The following is a 17,781-nucleotide window of genomic DNA, read 5'->3' as shown; positions in this document are numbered from 1 at the left end:
TCAATATAATAAGATATAAAATGTAATACATATAAAGACAAATATATATAGCACTCATTAAAAGTGCTTCTATTTTGGAAGGAAGAAACAAACGATGAACAAAAAGTTATTAGCATCATTATTATGTAGCACATTCTTGTTTGGAGCATCGGCTTGCAGTTCACATGATGCGCCTGCGAAAAATGAGCAGGCGACTTCTAAAAAAACAGAGAATGACAAACTTAGCAGCAAGGATCCGCAAAAAGAACTTCCTACCAATGTAGATTCCTCTGATGTATACATGTCAATGGGATCTGCCGAGTCATTAGATGTTCTAGGGACTGGAGAAGTTAAAGCACAAGGTGTCTTTAAAGTATTAGACATCGCCGTTTATAATCGTAAAGAAGAACCCATTACACTAGATATTAACAACTTTAAATTAATTGATGGATTTGGAAGAGAATATCACATTTCCAATGAATATCAGTCAGTACTTAAAGCTGCAAATATCTCCACATTCAAATTTAATATTGTTAATCCTAATGAAAGTTCGGAAGGAAACATTGTATTTGATGTACCGAAAAACACGCAAGGATTAACTTTAAAAATTAATAATGATAAGTTAGATAAAGAACTCCAATTAAAAGTGGAATAGGCCAATAAATGCGTCTCCCTTAACATTCTCTACCGACATAAAAAAGTACAGTCTTTTCTACAGCAGACTGTACTTTTTTATTTATCATTTCACATAACATTCCCTAATTTTTTTGACTAGATGCTCTCCAATCACGAAAAGATGTTGGGCGTCCAGAAAAAGCTCTTTGCTTTGTAACAGATGGTTTTTCTTCAGGAGTCATTGTTTTTTCTTTAAGAGTCGCTGGTTTTTCTTTAAGCGTCACTGATTTTTCTTCAAGAATAGTCACAGCTGTTTGCATTTTCTCTAACTGTTCTTTCAACAATTGTTGTTCAATCTTTAAATCCGTAAGTAAACGTAAAATCATCTCAGAATTAGCCATAAGATCCTCCTTCCCCCAATACACAGAATAAAATACAATATGTAGCAGACGAAATACCGGTGACAAAAATAAGGTCGTCAACTCTTTTTAACTTCCAAAATCCTTTTATTTTTTTAAGGACCTGCTCCATTCACCCTTAAAAACATAAATTAAATTAAATCCATTAATAAATGGTCTTTATGGAAGGAGGAGTTAATATGGGCTATGGAGGTAGTTGTGGTGGAGGCTGTGGTTTCGGCGGCGGATTTGCCTTACTTGTTGTGCTCTTCATCTTATTAATCATCGTTGGCGCTAGCTGTTGGGGCGGCGGATTCGGCTGCTAAGGAGAGGCACTCTTGAGAGTGTCTTTTTTTTGATATGTGGCTCGTATACATATTGTTCAAATCTATATAATTTTTAAAAATATAGTTTTAAAGCATATTTCTCAATGAATAAAACAACTTAACATGGTAAAATAATATTTGGATGGGAGTCCAATATATTATTAAAATTAAGATGGTTCAAGTCGAAGGAAGGCACCTTAGGGTGTCTTTTCTTTATGACTTCTAACATCAATAAAGGGTGGTACAAACTATTACATATGTTTGTACCACCCTTTATTGATGCGTTTAGACTTCACAGGTGTTGAAGTTTTAGACTTCTCCCTTAGTGTACCCATATTATTAGAACATCCTGTAATCTGTAGACAAAATGTAGCTAATAAAAACAATATTAATAATTTCTTCAATAAATCCTCCTACATACATAAAACACCATATGTTACAAAACAAACATAACATCAACTCTTCATAAAAACAATATAATCCTTGGTCCTTAAGCTATCTCTTAACATAGGAGTACTTCTACATATTCATCAAGCTAAGATTTTTAAATATCCCCTACTTAAGGAATTTGTAAGTATCAAGTAAGAAAAACGAGAACTTTGTTTCGTATAATCAAAATATAAAGTGAAGGAAGAAAGATTATTTCTGGGATTAATATGCATGTGACAAGAGAAGAAATCTACGTTTTTTTAGAATAATAATATGAGTATGTCCAAGTTTTGGAGATTGCTTGCAAATATTTTTAAGTTTTCGCACCAGAACCCTAATTACCCTACCTGTTTTTTACCATCACATATTGGAGGTTAAAACATGAATAAAAAAAAGAAAATACAAAGATCAGCACTTACCTTTACCCTACTCTTTTCTTTAGGCGTTTCATCTTTCCCGCTTACAACAACTATTCACGCAGATACACGTGAGAAACAATCTGCTGAAAAGAAATTAATCTCTTTAACGGAGCGTACATCATTATTTTTTGAATATCTCCAGCAAGGTAAGTATGCAGAGGCACTACAGTTGACGTCTACTGCTTTTCAATCCAAATTTACAGCAACCACATTACAAAACTGGTGGACACAAAGTGGCTGGAGCGGGATAAAAAGCATGGGAACCCCCGTGATAAAAGAACGAAACTCGGTCCATCAGACGGTGGAAATTCCAGCAGCTACCGAAGGAACTACCATACCGCTACTCCTTAAATTCACACCTGGCGGGAAAGTAGATGAAATTGGAGAAAGGCCACCCGAGGAATATTTTACCATCCCCCATCCTAGCTATGATCAACCTGACTCCTATCAAGAACGTGAAATCGTCATTGGAAATTCTACCTATCCGTTACCAGCGACATTAACAGTTCCGAAACATAAGCGTGGTGAAAAGCTGCCCGTAGTTGTTCTTGTTCATGGTGCTGGCATCCATGATCGCGATAGCACATATATGGGAACTAAAATCTTACGCGACCTTGCGGTGGGCCTTTCATCCAACGGAATTGCAGTGTTGCGCTATGAAAAACGTACCTTAGAACATGCATTAAAGATGAGTGCAGAACCTGTTACGTTAGATCGTGATACTACAGATGATGCTATATATGCAGCAAAATCAGCAGCGCAGCAGGAAGGCATTGATCCAAATAATATTTTCATTCTTGGACATAGCCTAGGAGCCGGCACAATGCCGCGTATACTGAGCAAAGCGCCTTCCTCACTTGTCCGAGGAAGTATCTTACTCGCACCACCTACACGCCCTTTGACTGACATTGCCATTGATCAGTATCAATACCTTGGGGAGTCAAAGGAAGTAATCGATGAATTAAAAAGACAGGTCGCTTTTATCCAGGATCCTGCTTTCAATCCTGACCATCCTCCAGCTGGCTACAATTTTGGGTCACCTCATTTTATGTATGATGTTTCTAGGTGGCGTCCAGTTGAAGAAGCACAATCACGAAAGGAGCCTTTACTCATTTTGCAAGGAGCACGCGATTATCAAGTAACAGTAAAAGATGAATATACAAAATGGCAGAAAGGACTTTCAAACCGCGGGAATGTTCAGTTCAAAAAATACCCGAAATTGAATCATTTCTTCACGGAGGGTGACGGGGAATTAAGTCTTCCTAGTGAATACGAAATTCCTGCTAATGTTCCCGAGTATGTCATCCAAGACATTATTACATGGGTTAACGAGACAAAAAAATAAGAAAACATCAAAAGCCTTCATGCAATCATCATTGCGTGAAGGCTTTTTGAAACTAGTGATTCAGAGATAGCTATTATAATGGATCAAAACGAAAATTATATTTTTCTACGTACTAAATAAAACGCTAAGGAACCCATAATAACAGGTGCAACGAAGTCAAAGAAATATGAAAAAGAAAAATTAAAAAGAAAAAGAAATGGTATAAGTGTATAGATAACTGCTAGTCCTATAAATAAAGGAATTCCAAATTGAAACTCTCGACATCGTTTAATTTTCCTATATAAGACTTCCCCAATTAGACAAGCTATAAGAGCTGGTATACTACCATAAGTGACGATAGTTTTTATGAACCCCTGTAAAACGTCTGGGTGAATAAAGCTAGGATTAAAAATATATGAAATTAAGAACCATCCAAAAATAAAAGCAAATAGACTTGCAGCATAACTAACTACAAATTTTATCAAAGTAAGCAACGTAATCATCCTCACAATTCCCTAATATTATCTTCATTTTATCATTTTCTCTTAAAAAGATTCCAAAAGGGTATACTTGCCCTTCAGCTTTCTTTTTTAACGCTTGTTCAAGACGTATTTTTTGATGTTATTCTGTATAAAAAACTTTTGGGAGCAACCTGTTCGAAAAATTGATAAAGAATAAACGATTGAAGGATGAAAACAGAAGACTACAAGGAAAACTGTATGAACAAATATAATGAAACAAGGCTCTTACTTTGTAGCGGTATCCACGAAGTAAGAGCCTTGTTTTTTCTACTCATTTTTTATATCAGTCTTGATTTTCCAATGGAAAGGCACAGAAAATCTACTACAGAAGTTGTGATACCTCTAGGATTAACAAATTCTTTAAATTTCTGTGTACTACGTACAAGCCCTCTACTTTTTGCATGTGCCTCTAATTCAGCTCGAACTTGTATTGTATCCGGAGCCATTCTTTCTAAAGCATGTTCAGAATATTTACGAACATTGATTTCAAGTTTTTAAAACTCATTTATTGTAACTGTAAAATGTGGCTTGAATTTTACTTCGATTGTTTTGTTTTCTACGCCACCTTGGACATATAATGAGTCATTACGGGTATAGATTCGTTTCGCCGAATGCATCTTGGTTTCAAAGATGCGTTTATTTTTATAATACAAATTTAATTCAACAGTTTCCTCGTAATAACACATAATCATTACTAATTCAAAGCCTAATTTATCTATTTTATTATATCTATATGCACCTGCACCTGGAATAAAATAATCTTCTGGTTCACTCTCGAATATTTCTAATAATTCATATTCATCATATTGCATATTCAATTTAATAACTCCTTACGTGAATGGGCTCAATCCACTTTATTTATAATATTCACGATTTATTAGGTACAACGGATACAACATCGCCATTATCATTCAATACGACTCTAACATCTTTCCCATCGTATTGCCATAGACCAGGTTTATTTCCAGGTTTTTTAGTAGCATGCTTAATTGTTTCTTCTACTACACTTGGTGTTACACCACGTGGATCAACTTTTTTTAATTCCTCCATGTATTCTTTTGATCCGAATGTGTAACCATTCCTTTCAGCTCTTTCACGTGCACGCTTTGTAAGCTCCGCTCGAACTTGAACTGTATCAGGTGCCATTCTTTCAAGTGCATGTTCAGAGTACTTACGTCCATCAATGACGCCGTCACCTCTTGGCATACTCCATCCAATCTCTTCAGTTACCTTTGATACTTTTCCTAAATCCTTCGCTTTTTGCTCTAACTCTCCATATTTACCAAATACTCGACCAATAACTTTAGGAGTGCCACCTACAACTGTAGAAACAGTTCCCCATACATAATCATTCGGCTCATATTTTCTGTCTGTGAAAAATTCTCTTCCATTATAAATTTGTAAACCTTGTTTAATTTGTCCAACAACTGGAATAAAATCAAGCGCCATAGATCCTAATTCATTCGTTCGCTTTTGTTCTTCCAAATATTCTTTCATTTTTCCAGGTGGTACACCAAAATCTTTAAGGCGGGTTGTTAACCCATCCATATTACCAACATTTTTAACAACATTAGACGTATCTATTTTGTAGCCTGAAATCTTATTAGCAGAATCCATCATATTATTAGCAGCATCTAATCCAGACATAATATCTGTATGTAGTGTTGGAAATGCTTGTTGAGCTTCTGCAACATGCGTTGAAACACTATTAATTAGTCCATTTTTGGTCATATGATAGATAAATTAGATTACAAAGATTGTCAAACCTTTGAATCCCTTGAGCTCAACATAAAGGATTATATAGAAGAGTATAATTATAATCGTTATCAGTGGACATTAAAAAAGATGGCCCCCGATCGAATATCGGAACCATCTTTTAAGTGCTTGATTTTTTAGAGCTTTTTTATTAAACTGCCCATTTTATAGGGTACAGTTCACAAAATACCGTAGCTATTTTAAAAGCAACATAAGAATATCGACAGTTCTAAAAACACTGATAGTTAGCTGCCTCATTAACCCGTACTTATAAATAGGAGAAATGATCATTATTATAGATAGGGTTGAAAACCTTATTAAAGTTCACATAAAAAAAGTAGGGGAAGCCCCTACTTTTTTCATTCACTCCTTATTCTAAAATCTCTTTCTTATTACCAATACGTACTTCACCTTCATGATAAAACTCTATTGCATATCCTAGATTTGGAGAATAGAGCCAAGTATCAAAACTTACTGCTGTAACATCATCAATTACCTGTAGTATTTGATGTAAATTCGTTTTTATGATTGGTAAGGATGCTTCATCCCAAATAATATAAATGATATAAGAGTCTAAACCGTATTGTTTATTTAGATATGCTTCTATATCATCCAAATAAACGATATTTTGGAAATCACTGAATTTATCCCAATCAATTCTGGCCCAACTTGTAATTGGAAATGAGTTTTCAAAGCTATCTAAGATTTTTTCTCTCTCTTCACCTTCAAAAACTACTATATTTTCTCCTAATGCCTCGATACATTCGTCTAACAAAGTTGCCATTATATTTATCACCTTACTTGTTTAAATGTTTTAATAGTGATTTAAATAACTCTTCATCACCTTCTATTGGAATTGCATATTTAGTAGATTTACTTCCTTTACCGTTTCTAAAATCGTCTACATTCATATGTAGACCTTTTTCAGGATCATAATCTAATCGCCATCTTGCTTTTTTATCAGCAGTTTGTCTTCCAATTACTTTACCATATCCTGCACTTTTTTTCATTGTTCCAACCATTGGAATAGAGTCGCTACCTAAATTCCCTAAAAGATCCATTGCTTGATTTCTAGCTTGTTCATAGGTTTTGACTTTATCAAGAACAATTTCACCCGATTGAGCACCTTTTGAAACCTTGCCTAGTTTCTGTGCATTTTTCTCAAGATCGCCAAGTTTACCAAATGTACGGCCAATTATTTTTGTTGTACCGCCAGTAACTGCAGCAAGCGTTCCTGTTACAAATTCACTTGGACCATATTTTTCATGAGTAAACATATCCTCGCCCGTAAAGAGCTGGATACCTTGTTTTAGTTCTCCAAATCCAGGAGTAATATCAAGCAGGAATGAAGTTTGTTGAGCAGAACGTTTTTCTTCTTCCAAATACTCCTTCATTTTTTCAGGTGGCACACCAAAATCACGTAACGTGTTTCTTAGTCCATCCATATTCCCTATGTTTTTGGATGCCGCAGGCACATCAATTTTATAACTCGCAATTTTATTAGCAGAATCCATCATATTATTAGCAGCATCTAATCCAGACATAATATCTGTATGTAGTGTTGGAAATGCTTGTTGAGCTTCTGCAACATGCGTTGAGACACTATTAATTAGTCCATCAGCCATTACTGCTTGTTTATGAAGTGATGCACCAGCTTTTTGTACAGAATCTCCAAACTTATGGAAACTTTGATTTACTACGCGTAAATCACTGGCCATTTGTTTATATTCAGGCAATCTGCTTTTAAAACCTTCATGCATAGCTGTAACTTGTTGTCCGTAGTCCCGAACCCCATCAGCAAATTTACTGATTTCATCTTTTGGTAATGTACCAACCCATTTTTCTGCTGGCTCAACAAATGTGTCATTGATTGTTAGCCAGTAAAGACTTGTTTGGTCAATAAGCGATACCGTTAGATCCGTTACTGCATTCAAAGTATCAGCATACCATTCGACCAATTGTTTTTTATACGCCGTCATATCATTAGCATAGTTTTGAAGCTTAATTTTATCTTGTTGTGCTAGGTTTTTACCATTCTGAATTTGTTGAATAATATTACCTGAATCCTGATTCGCTTTATCTAAAACCATTATGCTATCTTTTAGTAGCATTAATTTGTGGATCTTGCCAAAATCCTCATTCATCATCTCTAAAGTAGCGATGGTAGAATTGTATTTTTCTTTTATAGCTGGATCAGCTTCTTTTTCGTAGATTTTATTCACTAAATTCGTCATATCAGAATTTTTTATGGTAGTTAGAAATCCTGATAAGCTTGCTGCAAGTTCACTTGAATCTACTAGAGCCATATCATAATTTTTAGTTTCTTTTGCTTTTTTAAAGCGTTCGGAATATATTTTTACCAAATTTGCAGTAGTTTTTAAATCTGCAATGTCCTGACGAATTGTATCTATTTTATTAGATAGAGATTGATCAAACACGACTGCAAATAATTTTTGCACAACGTATGTTTGACCATTGTAGTTCACCTTAAACCATAGAGGACCGTCTTCCCCTACTACTTCAAGAATTTCATCCTTTCTAACTTTTATTGGGTCAAATCCCCTTACAACTGTTCTGGATTTGTAGATATTTTGGTCGAGGGATTGGATTGTTATCCACCCTTTTACCATTTTACCTGTTCTATCAAATTGGAATTGTTTTCCTTTGTAGGTTACATTGCCTTTTTGAATCACACCGTTATCGTCTGCATAATACCAATGGGTAGTTTGAGAGAACCATCCTTTTTGTGCAGCTCCACTTACCGTATCAAAATAGTAGTCCTTTCCGTCTACGGTATTCCATCCTGAAGCTAGATTACCATTTTTATCGAAGAAATAGGTATCCTCCCCTGAACGTAATAATCCAGTATGTTTCACGCCTGGTTTGTCATAATAGTATTTCTTTTCTCCATCTACAACCCAGCCAACCGATTCATTGTTTTTTATACCTGATGTTGCCATGATTGTCCTATATAAGAACACAGAAAATTGCTCTCTTGTGACAAGTCCATTTGGATTAAAATTGCCATCACCAGTACCATTTGTGATTTTATTCCCAGCTAATATTTTGACATATTCGTTAGCCCAATGACCTTTCATATCCGTAAAGTCAAAATTCCCTTTCGGTTTTAAATCGAATGTTCTGACCAGTACTGCAGCCATTTCAGCACGCGTCATATTATTTTTCGGATTGAATTGTTTCTCTACATTTACGCTAAATATGCCCCGTGCAGTAAGTGCCAAAATTTCCTTTTTAAAATTGCTATCACCAATATCAACAAATGGATTATTGGTACTATCTTGCGGTTTTAAATATCGATACAAGAATGCAGCAAGATGTTCGCGAATAATAGGATCCGTAGCACCGAAATATCCATTTCCGTATCCTGTTATAATCTTATTTTCAGCCATATACATCATTTCTTTATATGCCCAGTGGGTTTTAGGAACGTCAATAAAAGATGATGAATTCACTTGACCATTTTGTTCTGCATACGCTGTTCCTACTGTACTGAATAATAAAATACATATCACAGAACTTAAAAATAATTTCTTAATTGTATTCATAATAGATCTCCTATTCAATTTTTAAAAATATAATTGCAAAATCAGCACTTATTTTATCCTTCATTTACGGCGTTTTATATAATTATCAAATTTCTATTCATACTAATATTTCGCATAAGGACAACCTAAGTCATTCTGTCTAAACAATAATTAGTTCATAAGATGTTTCATGTTTTAAATGTAGTAGCCCGTTTATGGAACCTTCTTAATAAACAGTAAAACCAAGTTTTTTAATTTGAAAATCCCTTAGTCTAAAATTCGCATTATGTTGAAGAGATCCATAATAATACTAATCTCCTTTCTCTTTGACGCGGCCTATTTGATTTAAAACTTCGACTTCCTCTGTAAACATTGGTGCATAGGTAGAAAGTAATTAAAATAATGATAATATAAGTCCTATGGTTTTCTTCATACTCGCATCTCCTTATCAATTCGTAAAAAACTTTTTAATTATATATTAGGTTTAATTACTATTAAAATAAAAAAATATAAATATGCATAATTACATATTTACCTTCTCAATAGAGTGTACTCTATTGAGAAGCTTACAAGTTATTGATTTTAAAGGATTTAGAGTTTCTCAAATACACTTATCAAAATCGAAGCGTGGTATTTAATTTCAGAGTGGCCCTTGAAACCCATAATCGTTTCCGTACCCCTATAATGCTATTCATTTTTTTATACATTCCTATCCTGGCGTGGGTTGCAGAGTTTCCGTTTTTTACTGAATTAGCCGAAAAACTGTATAAAATCCTGCATGCTCTTAGCGTGTTTTTTTCCAAAATGCTGGCCGTACCCCATCGCTATCAACTTAAGAAATTAATTGTTCCCCAAAACGAAAAAAATGAACTAAATTCCCATGGACACCTATGAAAAGATGAAATTTTAGTTTTGGGGCAACCTGTTCTGTTAGGTTGATGGGCATGAGGTGCCGCCAGCATTCCGAAAAAATCACGCTAAGCAAAAAATATAATAAGCTGTCGATATAGACAGCCCTTTACATAATTATCTTTATTGGAATCAAAATAAGCTTACACATCCAAGCTGTTGATGATAGCTAATATTTGATGATCTGTCCATTTGCCATTAATCCTTATATTTTCTTTCGCTATACCTTCTTTTTTAAATCCCACTTTTTCTAATACACGAATAGATGCTAAATTATCAAGCATCGCTCCTGCTTCAATTCTATGTAACTTTAATTCCCTAAAAGCAAAATCTACAACAAGTTGAAGAGCCTCTGTTGTATAGCCCTTTGCATTATGCTCCTTATCTAAAGTAAATCCCGTATAACAGCTTTGGAGGTCTCCCCTAACAATTTGAGTTAATGAAATGTCTCCAATCAGTTTATCATTTTCTCTTAAAAAGATTCCGAAAGGGTATACTTGCCCTTCAGCTGTCTTTTTTAGAGCTTGTTCAAGACGTATTTTTTGATGTTCTTCTGTATAAAAAACTTCTGGGAGCAACGGGCAAACTCGTTGAAAAAATTCGCGATTTCTAATATGTAAGTTAGCTAACTCGTTAGCATCAGCAGTTTTATAAAGCCGAATATAAATGTGCTTCCCTACTAGTTTCATAACATCCCTCCAACATTTTTATATGTCTAATGAGGAAAAAATATACCGTATACTATATACAGTTGGATATTATCAGGAATCATTTTGCACGAAAGAAAAGACACTCCATATGAGTGTCTTTTCCAATAGTTTTTAGCAGAAGCAAGAAGCTCCAACGATGATTAATAAAATGAATAACACAACTAATAAAGCAAAGCCTCCCGAGAAGCCACAACCGCCACAACTACCACCATAACCCATAATAGTTCCTCCTTTAGATAAGAGGGGAAAACTAAGGTTCACTCATGTATTTTAATGGATTCGTTTCATCTTATGTTTTTTCGTATTGATTGAGCAGGTCCTTTCGAAAACTATTCACATATTAACTATATTTTTAAAAATGAATAATTTAACTATAACAATAAATAGATAAATTAATATAATGTATTAATTCTAAAAGAAGGGAGGAATAGCTATGCAATTAGTTTGTTTTAAAATAGTAAGTGGTCAGTATTTCTTATTTGTAGAAGGTATTCAAATTCCTGTACCAATTCCAGCAGTTGCCGCAGCTTTATTAATTGGTTTAGGAGTAATTCCACTTTGTTCTTAATGTAAGGAATTCGGATCATTCCTATCTTTCCATTGGAAAAGCCTCAAGTATATGAATACTTGAGGCTTTTCTTATAATTGAGAAAGACACTTTAACGTGGCTGAAGATCTCCTGATTTAACTAATGCGGCCGTTACATCATCACCGAAAGTATTGAAACAGAATACTTTCTCGTCTATCTTATCCATTACTGTAGCTTCACCTATCTTGCCACCTTGAAGTTTAATAAAATAGTTATGTTCTTCTAAAATTTTACTAAAATCTCTGTTTGCCCATCTTTCAGTAATTGCTAATAGCTCTTCTTTATTCTTGAAATTGTTTCCGTTTAGAATGTTTCTTACTTTCTCTGCATTCTTTTTGGACATAGGGGTTGCTCCCTTTCCTTCACACGCTTTTACTTTTTGATGAGTCATGCTATGCATAGCTGAAATAACTTCTTCTTCAGTAGAAGTTACTGTAATGTGAAGTTGTGCATTTGAGCCTTTCACTTCTGCTTCATTCGATAGTGTGTCTTCTTTATTAACCTCTGCAAAAACATGGTCCTCACTCTCAAGCGGGACTTCAGCAAACTGTAACATTCCATAAGTCATACCAGTTGCAAGTACTACTCCCCCTATAATAGATGCTAGCCAATACGTTAGCTTCTTGTCCATCTTCATTTCCCCTGTCTTCGTTTAAATATATTAACTAAAGAATACCATATTTAATTCCTTTTTATTGAAGTGTCTCTAATTTTTACTATAAAAAACGTATAAATCATTTAATACCAATATAACAACTTCACAATCATGACTATGCCTATTCTCATAACAGGATCTATATACGATGTCACTAAATCATCTGGTGAACTATTAGTTATTAGTACGGCTTTGCATCCTTATTCTCAAAAAGGATAATTATTGTACATACCAATTCTTATGTATGAAGACCCCAAAACAAGTGTTACGAAAAAAATATAAAAAAGACATCTTTTCTAGGGAAAGATGCCTTTTTTATATAAACCTTAATGTTCGTTCTGTAAAACCCTCGCTGCCTTTACTCCTTCTTTCTCTTCTTTTAAGAATAACGATACGATAAATGCAACAATAATAAAGATTAACCCAAGTGCAAATGCACCTTGGAACCCTGACGTTAAACCGTTTAACTTCTCTACTGGATCCAGTGGATTTGCGGAGCTTTCCATATACTTAGTTGTTCCTGAAGACATTTTCGAAATAAAGATAGCTGTACCAATTGCACCAGCTACTTGTTGCAACGTACTAAATAGTGCTGTTCCGTGCGGATATAAATCTGGTGTTAATTGATTTAAACCGTATGTTTGTGCTGTCATGACAAACATGAGTCCAACCATTAATACGCTATGCATGACAATAATTTGTACCATTGATGTATCAGGAGTAATGCCTTTAAATAAGAACATTGCAATTCCTACTAAGACAATGCCGGGAACGATAATAACTTTCGGACTAAATTTATCAAATAGTTTACCTGCGATTGGTCCCATTATGGCGCTAATAACACTTCCCGGAAGCATGATAATTCCTGATTTAAAAGCTGTAACGAGTAAAACAGTTTGCAGGAACATCGGTAATAAAGTCATCGTTGAAAATAACGACATCATCACAATGACAATTAATCCAACTGATAATGTAAACATCGGAACTTTAAATGCTCGTAATTCTAAAATTGGATTCTCAATTTTCAATTGTCGAACGGCAAAAATACATAATGAGATAAGCCCAACAATTAAAGTGCCATACACTTTTGCATCGGACCATCCTAAATCACCCGATGCACTAAAGCTATACACAAGCCCGCCAAATCCTAATGTCGATAAAAGGATAGATGGGTAATCTACTTTTGGCCTTGTTAACTCTGAAACATTTTGAATGTACTTCATCCCAATCATAATGGAAATGATCACGATAGGAATAACAATATAGAATAACCAGCGCCAATTTAATGAATCCACAATTACTCCAGATAATGTAGGGCCAATTGCCGGAGCTGCCATCATCACGAGTGCGATTAATCCCATTGTCGCACCACGTTTTTCAGGTGGACAAATGATTAAAATCGTATTCATTAATAACGGTGTAATTAACCCCGTCGCTACAGCTTGGACGATACGGCCAATTAATAAAACGGAAAATGTCGGTGCGAATCCCGCAATTAATGTACCGACTAAAAACGTTACCATAGCGATCAAAAACATTTGTCTCGTTGTGAGCCATTGCTGAAGTAACGCTGTAATTGGAACTAAAACCCCAACTACTAACATGTAAGCTGTAGAAAGCCATTGAATCGTTGAAGCGGTTACGTCAAATTCTTTCATTAATACCGTTAACGCATTACCAAGTAATGTTTCATTTAATAATGCAACCATTGCTCCTAAAAGTAATGCAATTAAAATGGGGGTATGTTTCAAATTAGAAGTATCAACTTTGCCACTTGTAGGGCTCTTAGTTGTCATATTCATTTACAGATTCTCCTCCTGTTTCTTACTTAAAAAACTTTAAATACACCAGAACACATGTAATATAATATACATATGTAGATTAAAAAGGGAGAATCAATTTTCAGCCACTGTATATTTAATCTACAAAAAAGGAGAATTGTAGATGAATGATAATGAAAAACAACTTGATTTACGTATTAGACGTACACATAAATTACTGTGGGATTCCTTATTTGAATTAATGACGCAATCAAAACAGAAATATAGTACGATTACGATTAACCAAATATGTGACCGCGCAATGGTACACCGAACAACCTTTTATAAACACTTCGAAGATAAAGATGCTTTATTAGCATTTGGATTTAAACGATATAGCAAGATGATTGCTGAAATACCGGTTTCAGATCGATTAAGTAAACCATTTCAAGTAATGGAACAATTTCTACACCATGAAGAAATCGGTAAAATATTAGAGACACAAATGTCTGATGAACAATTTATTAACCGGACACAGTATTTAAGTCACGAAACGAGAAAACAAGAAATAGAAGCGTTACATCAACTGCGCAAAAATCATACGATGCCAAATGATCTAATCATTGAATTTTATTCAGGGGCAATCACCTCATTAAGCGCATGGTGGTTTAAAAATGAAAGAAGCGTTTCTGCGGCTGAAATGGATAGGTATCTCCACCAACTTATTAACCGGGATATTTTTCAGTTTGAAGAGGAATAACTTCCCAACAAAAAAAAGGCTGTTTTATAAACAGCTTTTTTTGATGAAATAAAACGTCGATAAATTTAAGTTAAAAATATTCAGAATTAATATTAAAATGAAGGATGGGGATAGGGGTATGGGATTATAAAATTTATACATAACGAGGGAATAGAAATGAAACTACAATTAAAAGCGGATTTAGGGCTACTACTAGTTACATTCTTTTGGGGTGCATCCATCTTACTTACAAAGGTTGGACTCGAAGGCATTGAAGAATACAACTTAATCGCATTACGATTTATTATCGCCTTTCTTTTATCAGGTTTAATATTTTACAAACATTTATTCAAAATCGATTTTAAAACGGTAAAACATGCATTTATACTCGCTTCTGTCTTATTTATCGTTTACATTTTCGCGACTTTCGGCACAAAGTACACAAGTGTTTCTAACGCTGGTTTCTTACTATGTCTCACAGTCATTTTCATTCCGATATTATCAGCCCTATTTTTAAAACACATTCCGGAAAAGAAAGTGATAGTAGGAATCCTTTTAACGATAATAGGAATCGGCTTATTAACATTAACGAGCGAATTCAAGATCGGTAACGGCGATATATTTTGCATACTGTCTGCCTTATTTTATGCAATCCACGTCATCATTACTGGCAGCGTAACAAAACATGTGAACTCCATTGCACTTGGCGTCATACAACTCGGTTTCGTCGGCCTATTTAGCCTTATATTTTCATTCATTATCGAAACACCAAAACTACCTAGCACAACCAACTCATGGCTCATCATCTTAGCCTTAAGCATATTTTGCACCGCAGTTGCTTTCATCGTGCAAGTAATCGCCCAGCAGTACACGACGCCTACACATACAGGACTTATCTTTTCATTAGAACCTGTCTTTTCCGCAGGCTTCGCTTTCGTTTTCACAGGTGAAACGCTAACAGGAAAAGGATACTTAGGGGCGACGCTTATATTAGTAAGTGTGTTGATTGCTGAGGTTGATTTTAAGGGATTGTTGCGGGTTAATTATAAGAAGAATATGGAATAGTTATTTCGCTAAAGTACATAAACATACCCCGAAAATATTCATTTGTATTATTTTCCCCCTCTTACCTTAATTGTTTTAGATGCTACCTTCGAATAAGGTAGCATCTAAAATATGTTACAAGGAATTATTATATTTATGTAGCCTGCATAGTTAACCTTTTCTACATTACTTACTGCACATAGTCATACAGATTTTTCGCTAACAATAAACAAGTTACTGTAATGAAAAGAGCACGAACATACCCGCTTCCTTTTTTTATAGCAAATTTGGAGCCAACAATCCCTCCAGCAATTTGAGCAATCCCCATTACAAAACCATACGCATAGTTCACTTGCCCCACATACATAAATATTAACAATGCACCAACATTACTTCCTAAATTAAGAAACTTCGCATTACCTGCTGCTTTTAAAAAATCATACCCAATAAATAAAAGAGCAAACATTAAAAACGAACCTGTGCCAGGCCCTAGAAATCCATCATAAAAACCAATAGCAAAAATAAAAAAGGTAAAAATAATGACGTGTCGACCAGATAATTTCTTATGAGTAGAAATACTACCCCAATCCTTTTTAAATATCGTATAAATAGCGACTGCACCAAGCATTACCAGCATCAATGGCTTCAGTACTTCTGGGTTCATTAAATGAACGGTCCATGCACCTACTATAGAGCCTATGAAAGTGATTGGAAATAATTTTAAAGCCGATTTCAAATCAAGATTACCAGAACGATAAAACACAATATTACTAGTTGCACTCCCCATTGTTGATGCTAATTTATTCGTGGCTACTGCACTTGCTGGATTCAGCCCTGTAAATAATAAAGCTGGTAAGGCGATCAGTCCACCACCTCCTACAACTGAATCAATAAATGCAGCCACAAACCCAAAAACAATTAAAATCATTAATATAGATGGGTCTAAATACAAATCCATACTAGTAGCCTCCTCTTTAGTCACTATTGTAATAGTAACTATCAATTTGCTAAATGTAAAGAGTTATTGTAACGTTGAAATATAAAGTGAAACTTTAATCAGTGGGGGGCTTTGTTCATCCCCCACTGATTATTAGTTGAACCAATCGGGCTTTTACGGGCAGCCCGACCCCCACCTAACTTCTTTGCTTCCGCTGAATTTTGAGGTGGGGGTCTTACTGCCCGTTAAAGCGGGATAAAAGCAAACATCGGAGGACGAAAAAGTGGACTACATAGTACAACAGCTTAAAAAAATTGGTTTTAATGAATATGAAGCTAAATCTTATGTATCTCTTGTGAAACAGGGGCCTGCTACAGCCTACCAAGTAAGTAAGGATTCAGGGGTCCCAAGAGCGCGAATTTATGAGATTTTGGGTAACCTTGTAGAAAAAGGAATTGTCATGAAGGAAGAAATAAATGACACCACTCGCTATTCACCTCTACCTGTTGAAATCTTTTTACAGAAAGCTCAATCAGAATGGCAGTCTACTTATGAAGGAATCAGTGATTCATTAAAAAAACTCGAAACTTCCGAGGAAAAAACGGATAATCGAGTGATTACTTTAAAAGACAACAAAACAATCATTAGCTATTGTCAGACATTAATAAAAAAAGCAGAACAACGTATTGTCATTTCAATGTGGGATGAGATGTATGAAGCGTTAAAAGAGGAACTATGTGAGGTAGCTGATAAAGTTTCAGTACAAGGTATTACCCTACATGTTGAAAATCCAATTAAAAATCTAGAAGCTCATCGTATCACACCCTATACAGAAACTCTGTCTACAGAACATTGGTTTATTTTATCGATAGATTCTAAAGAGATGATTTATGGACCATCAATTGAAGAGCGTAATATTGCTTTTTATACAGATGACCCCGTTCATATATACTTACTAGAGGATTATGTATGGCATGATGTTTTAGTAAATCGACTTGTCCGACGTAGCCAAGATGATTTTGAGCAATGGATTACGGCAGAGAGAAAATCTTTCTTTATGGGGAAATAAGAAACATATTCAAAGAATCAAAAAATAAAGCATAAGTTAATGAAATGGTACACTTATG

General features: G+C 34.8%; 18 protein-coding genes and 1 pseudogene. 7 read left to right on the top strand and 12 right to left on the bottom strand.

Annotated elements, in window-relative coordinates:
- Nucleotides 1-94: 94 nt before the first annotated feature.
- A complete protein-coding gene (locus BM089_RS00380; protein WP_001035572.1) occupies nucleotides 95-634 on the top strand; it encodes a DUF4352 domain-containing protein in 540 nt (179 codons plus the stop codon).
- Nucleotides 635-737: 103 nt separating this feature from the next.
- On the opposite strand, the gene BM089_RS00375 is transcribed toward BM089_RS00380, so the two are convergent.
- A complete protein-coding gene (locus BM089_RS00375) occupies nucleotides 738-995 on the bottom strand; it encodes a hypothetical protein (RefSeq protein ID WP_000013694.1) in 258 nt (85 codons plus the stop codon).
- A 197-nt stretch (nucleotides 996-1,192) separates the two neighbouring features.
- On the opposite strand from BM089_RS00375, the gene BM089_RS00370 reads away from it, so the two are divergent.
- Both BM089_RS00370 and BM089_RS00360 read left to right on the top strand, forming a co-directional pair.
- The gene (locus BM089_RS00370) at nucleotides 1,193-1,318 is read left to right on the top strand and encodes a YjcZ family sporulation protein (RefSeq protein WP_000540377.1); all 126 of its coding nucleotides are present in this window, start codon (nucleotides 1,193-1,195) and stop codon (nucleotides 1,316-1,318) included.
- Between the two features lie 810 nt (nucleotides 1,319-2,128).
- A complete protein-coding gene (locus BM089_RS00360; RefSeq protein ID WP_090975691.1) occupies nucleotides 2,129-3,511 on the top strand; it encodes an alpha/beta hydrolase in 1,383 nt (460 codons plus the stop codon).
- A gap of 95 nt (nucleotides 3,512-3,606) precedes the next feature.
- Here BM089_RS00360 and BM089_RS00355 read toward each other — a convergent pair whose 3' ends face one another.
- The 8 genes and pseudogenes from BM089_RS00355 to BM089_RS00315 all read right to left on the bottom strand — a co-directional run bounded on the left by BM089_RS00355 (nucleotide 3,607) and on the right by BM089_RS00315 (nucleotide 11,149).
- Entirely contained in the window at nucleotides 3,607-3,993 is a 387-nt protein-coding gene (locus BM089_RS00355; RefSeq protein ID WP_000631589.1) for a hypothetical protein, read from the bottom strand.
- Nucleotides 3,994-4,018: 25 nt separating this feature from the next.
- Nucleotides 4,019-4,141, bottom strand: a pseudogene (locus BM089_RS31330) (N-acetyltransferase); the annotation flags it as partial.
- Between the two features lie 364 nt (nucleotides 4,142-4,505).
- Nucleotides 4,506-4,829, bottom strand: coding sequence for a hypothetical protein (locus tag BM089_RS00350; protein WP_090975689.1), 324 nt, complete (start codon nucleotides 4,827-4,829; stop codon nucleotides 4,506-4,508).
- A 49-nt stretch (nucleotides 4,830-4,878) separates the two neighbouring features.
- Nucleotides 4,879-5,742 carry a hypothetical protein gene (locus BM089_RS00345; RefSeq protein ID WP_254791350.1) on the bottom strand — a complete coding sequence of 288 codons (864 nt, stop codon included), beginning with the start codon at nucleotides 5,740-5,742 and terminating at the stop codon, nucleotides 4,879-4,881.
- 394 nt (nucleotides 5,743-6,136) lie between these two features.
- Nucleotides 6,137-6,550, bottom strand: coding sequence for a CDI toxin immunity protein (locus BM089_RS00335; protein WP_000212599.1), 414 nt, complete (start codon nucleotides 6,548-6,550; stop codon nucleotides 6,137-6,139).
- 13 nt (nucleotides 6,551-6,563) lie between these two features.
- Nucleotides 6,564-9,332: an S-layer homology domain-containing protein gene (locus tag BM089_RS00330; RefSeq protein ID WP_090975687.1), complete on the bottom strand. Its 2,769-nt coding sequence runs from the start codon at nucleotides 9,330-9,332 to the stop codon at nucleotides 6,564-6,566.
- Nucleotides 9,333-10,363: 1,031 nt separating this feature from the next.
- The gene (locus BM089_RS00320; RefSeq protein WP_044783246.1) at nucleotides 10,364-10,909 is read right to left on the bottom strand and encodes a GNAT family N-acetyltransferase; all 546 of its coding nucleotides are present in this window, start codon (nucleotides 10,907-10,909) and stop codon (nucleotides 10,364-10,366) included.
- Nucleotides 10,910-11,041: 132 nt separating this feature from the next.
- Nucleotides 11,042-11,149, bottom strand: coding sequence for a YjcZ family sporulation protein (locus tag BM089_RS00315; protein ID WP_000540375.1), 108 nt, complete (start codon nucleotides 11,147-11,149; stop codon nucleotides 11,042-11,044).
- Nucleotides 11,150-11,363: 214 nt separating this feature from the next.
- On the opposite strand from BM089_RS00315, the gene BM089_RS31740 reads away from it, so the two are divergent.
- Nucleotides 11,364-11,498, top strand: a complete 135-nt coding sequence (locus BM089_RS31740; protein ID WP_001177693.1) for a hypothetical protein — start codon at nucleotides 11,364-11,366, stop codon at nucleotides 11,496-11,498.
- Between the two features lie 91 nt (nucleotides 11,499-11,589).
- On the opposite strand, the gene BM089_RS00310 is transcribed toward BM089_RS31740, so the two are convergent.
- Both BM089_RS00310 and BM089_RS00305 read right to left on the bottom strand, forming a co-directional pair.
- Complete coding sequence (locus BM089_RS00310; RefSeq protein WP_090975685.1) at nucleotides 11,590-12,150, bottom strand: PRK06770 family protein; 561 nt, start codon at nucleotides 12,148-12,150, stop codon at nucleotides 11,590-11,592.
- Between the two features lie 350 nt (nucleotides 12,151-12,500).
- Nucleotides 12,501-13,976 (bottom strand): MDR family MFS transporter, encoded by a 1,476-nt coding sequence (locus tag BM089_RS00305; protein ID WP_001057560.1) that lies wholly within the window; start codon nucleotides 13,974-13,976, stop codon nucleotides 12,501-12,503.
- A 142-nt stretch (nucleotides 13,977-14,118) separates the two neighbouring features.
- Here BM089_RS00305 and BM089_RS00300 point away from each other — a divergent pair, with 142 nt between their 5' ends.
- The gene (locus BM089_RS00300) at nucleotides 14,119-14,694 is read left to right on the top strand and encodes a TetR/AcrR family transcriptional regulator (RefSeq protein ID WP_090975683.1); all 576 of its coding nucleotides are present in this window, start codon (nucleotides 14,119-14,121) and stop codon (nucleotides 14,692-14,694) included.
- A 156-nt stretch (nucleotides 14,695-14,850) separates the two neighbouring features.
- Nucleotides 14,851-15,738, top strand: a complete 888-nt coding sequence (locus BM089_RS00295) for a DMT family transporter (RefSeq protein ID WP_090975680.1) — start codon at nucleotides 14,851-14,853, stop codon at nucleotides 15,736-15,738.
- 169 nt (nucleotides 15,739-15,907) lie between these two features.
- Here the strand turns inward: BM089_RS00295 and BM089_RS00290 are convergent, their stop codons facing one another.
- The gene (locus tag BM089_RS00290) at nucleotides 15,908-16,675 is read right to left on the bottom strand and encodes a TSUP family transporter (protein WP_016117319.1); all 768 of its coding nucleotides are present in this window, start codon (nucleotides 16,673-16,675) and stop codon (nucleotides 15,908-15,910) included.
- Nucleotides 16,676-16,937: 262 nt separating this feature from the next.
- On the opposite strand from BM089_RS00290, the gene BM089_RS00280 reads away from it, so the two are divergent.
- Nucleotides 16,938-17,723 (top strand): TrmB family transcriptional regulator, encoded by a 786-nt coding sequence (locus BM089_RS00280; protein WP_016117318.1) that lies wholly within the window; start codon nucleotides 16,938-16,940, stop codon nucleotides 17,721-17,723.
- Nucleotides 17,724-17,781 lie beyond the last annotated feature (58 nt).

This window comes from Bacillus sp. 5mfcol3.1 (genome assembly GCF_900114335.1).
GTDB classification, from domain to species: Bacteria; Bacillota; Bacilli; order Bacillales; family Bacillaceae_G; genus Bacillus_A; species Bacillus_A thuringiensis_S.
This window is presented reverse-complemented; position numbering and strand designations above follow the sequence as displayed.

Coding starts and splice junctions, on each gene's coding strand:
- BM089_RS00380 (WP_001035572.1), top strand. CDS start 95: ATGAACAAAAAGTTATTAGCATCATTATTATGTAGCACATTCTTGTTT.
- BM089_RS00375 (WP_000013694.1), bottom strand. CDS start 995: ATGGCTAATTCTGAGATGATTTTACGTTTACTTACGGATTTAAAGATT.
- BM089_RS00370 (WP_000540377.1), top strand. CDS start 1,193: ATGGGCTATGGAGGTAGTTGTGGTGGAGGCTGTGGTTTCGGCGGCGGA.
- BM089_RS00360 (WP_090975691.1), top strand. CDS start 2,129: ATGAATAAAAAAAAGAAAATACAAAGATCAGCACTTACCTTTACCCTA.
- BM089_RS00355 (WP_000631589.1), bottom strand. CDS start 3,993: ATGATTACGTTGCTTACTTTGATAAAATTTGTAGTTAGTTATGCTGCA.
- BM089_RS00345 (WP_254791350.1), bottom strand. CDS start 5,742: ATGACCAAAAATGGACTAATTAATAGTGTTTCAACGCATGTTGCAGAA.
- BM089_RS00335 (WP_000212599.1), bottom strand. CDS start 6,550: ATGGCAACTTTGTTAGACGAATGTATCGAGGCATTAGGAGAAAATATA.
- BM089_RS00330 (WP_090975687.1), bottom strand. CDS start 9,332: ATGAATACAATTAAGAAATTATTTTTAAGTTCTGTGATATGTATTTTA.
- BM089_RS00320 (WP_044783246.1), bottom strand. CDS start 10,909: ATGAAACTAGTAGGGAAGCACATTTATATTCGGCTTTATAAAACTGCT.
- BM089_RS00315 (WP_000540375.1), bottom strand. CDS start 11,149: ATGGGTTATGGTGGTAGTTGTGGCGGTTGTGGCTTCTCGGGAGGCTTT.
- BM089_RS31740 (WP_001177693.1), top strand. CDS start 11,364: ATGCAATTAGTTTGTTTTAAAATAGTAAGTGGTCAGTATTTCTTATTT.
- BM089_RS00310 (WP_090975685.1), bottom strand. CDS start 12,150: ATGGACAAGAAGCTAACGTATTGGCTAGCATCTATTATAGGGGGAGTA.
- BM089_RS00305 (WP_001057560.1), bottom strand. CDS start 13,976: ATGAATATGACAACTAAGAGCCCTACAAGTGGCAAAGTTGATACTTCT.
- BM089_RS00300 (WP_090975683.1), top strand. CDS start 14,119: ATGAATGATAATGAAAAACAACTTGATTTACGTATTAGACGTACACAT.
- BM089_RS00295 (WP_090975680.1), top strand. CDS start 14,851: ATGAAACTACAATTAAAAGCGGATTTAGGGCTACTACTAGTTACATTC.
- BM089_RS00290 (WP_016117319.1), bottom strand. CDS start 16,675: ATGGATTTGTATTTAGACCCATCTATATTAATGATTTTAATTGTTTTT.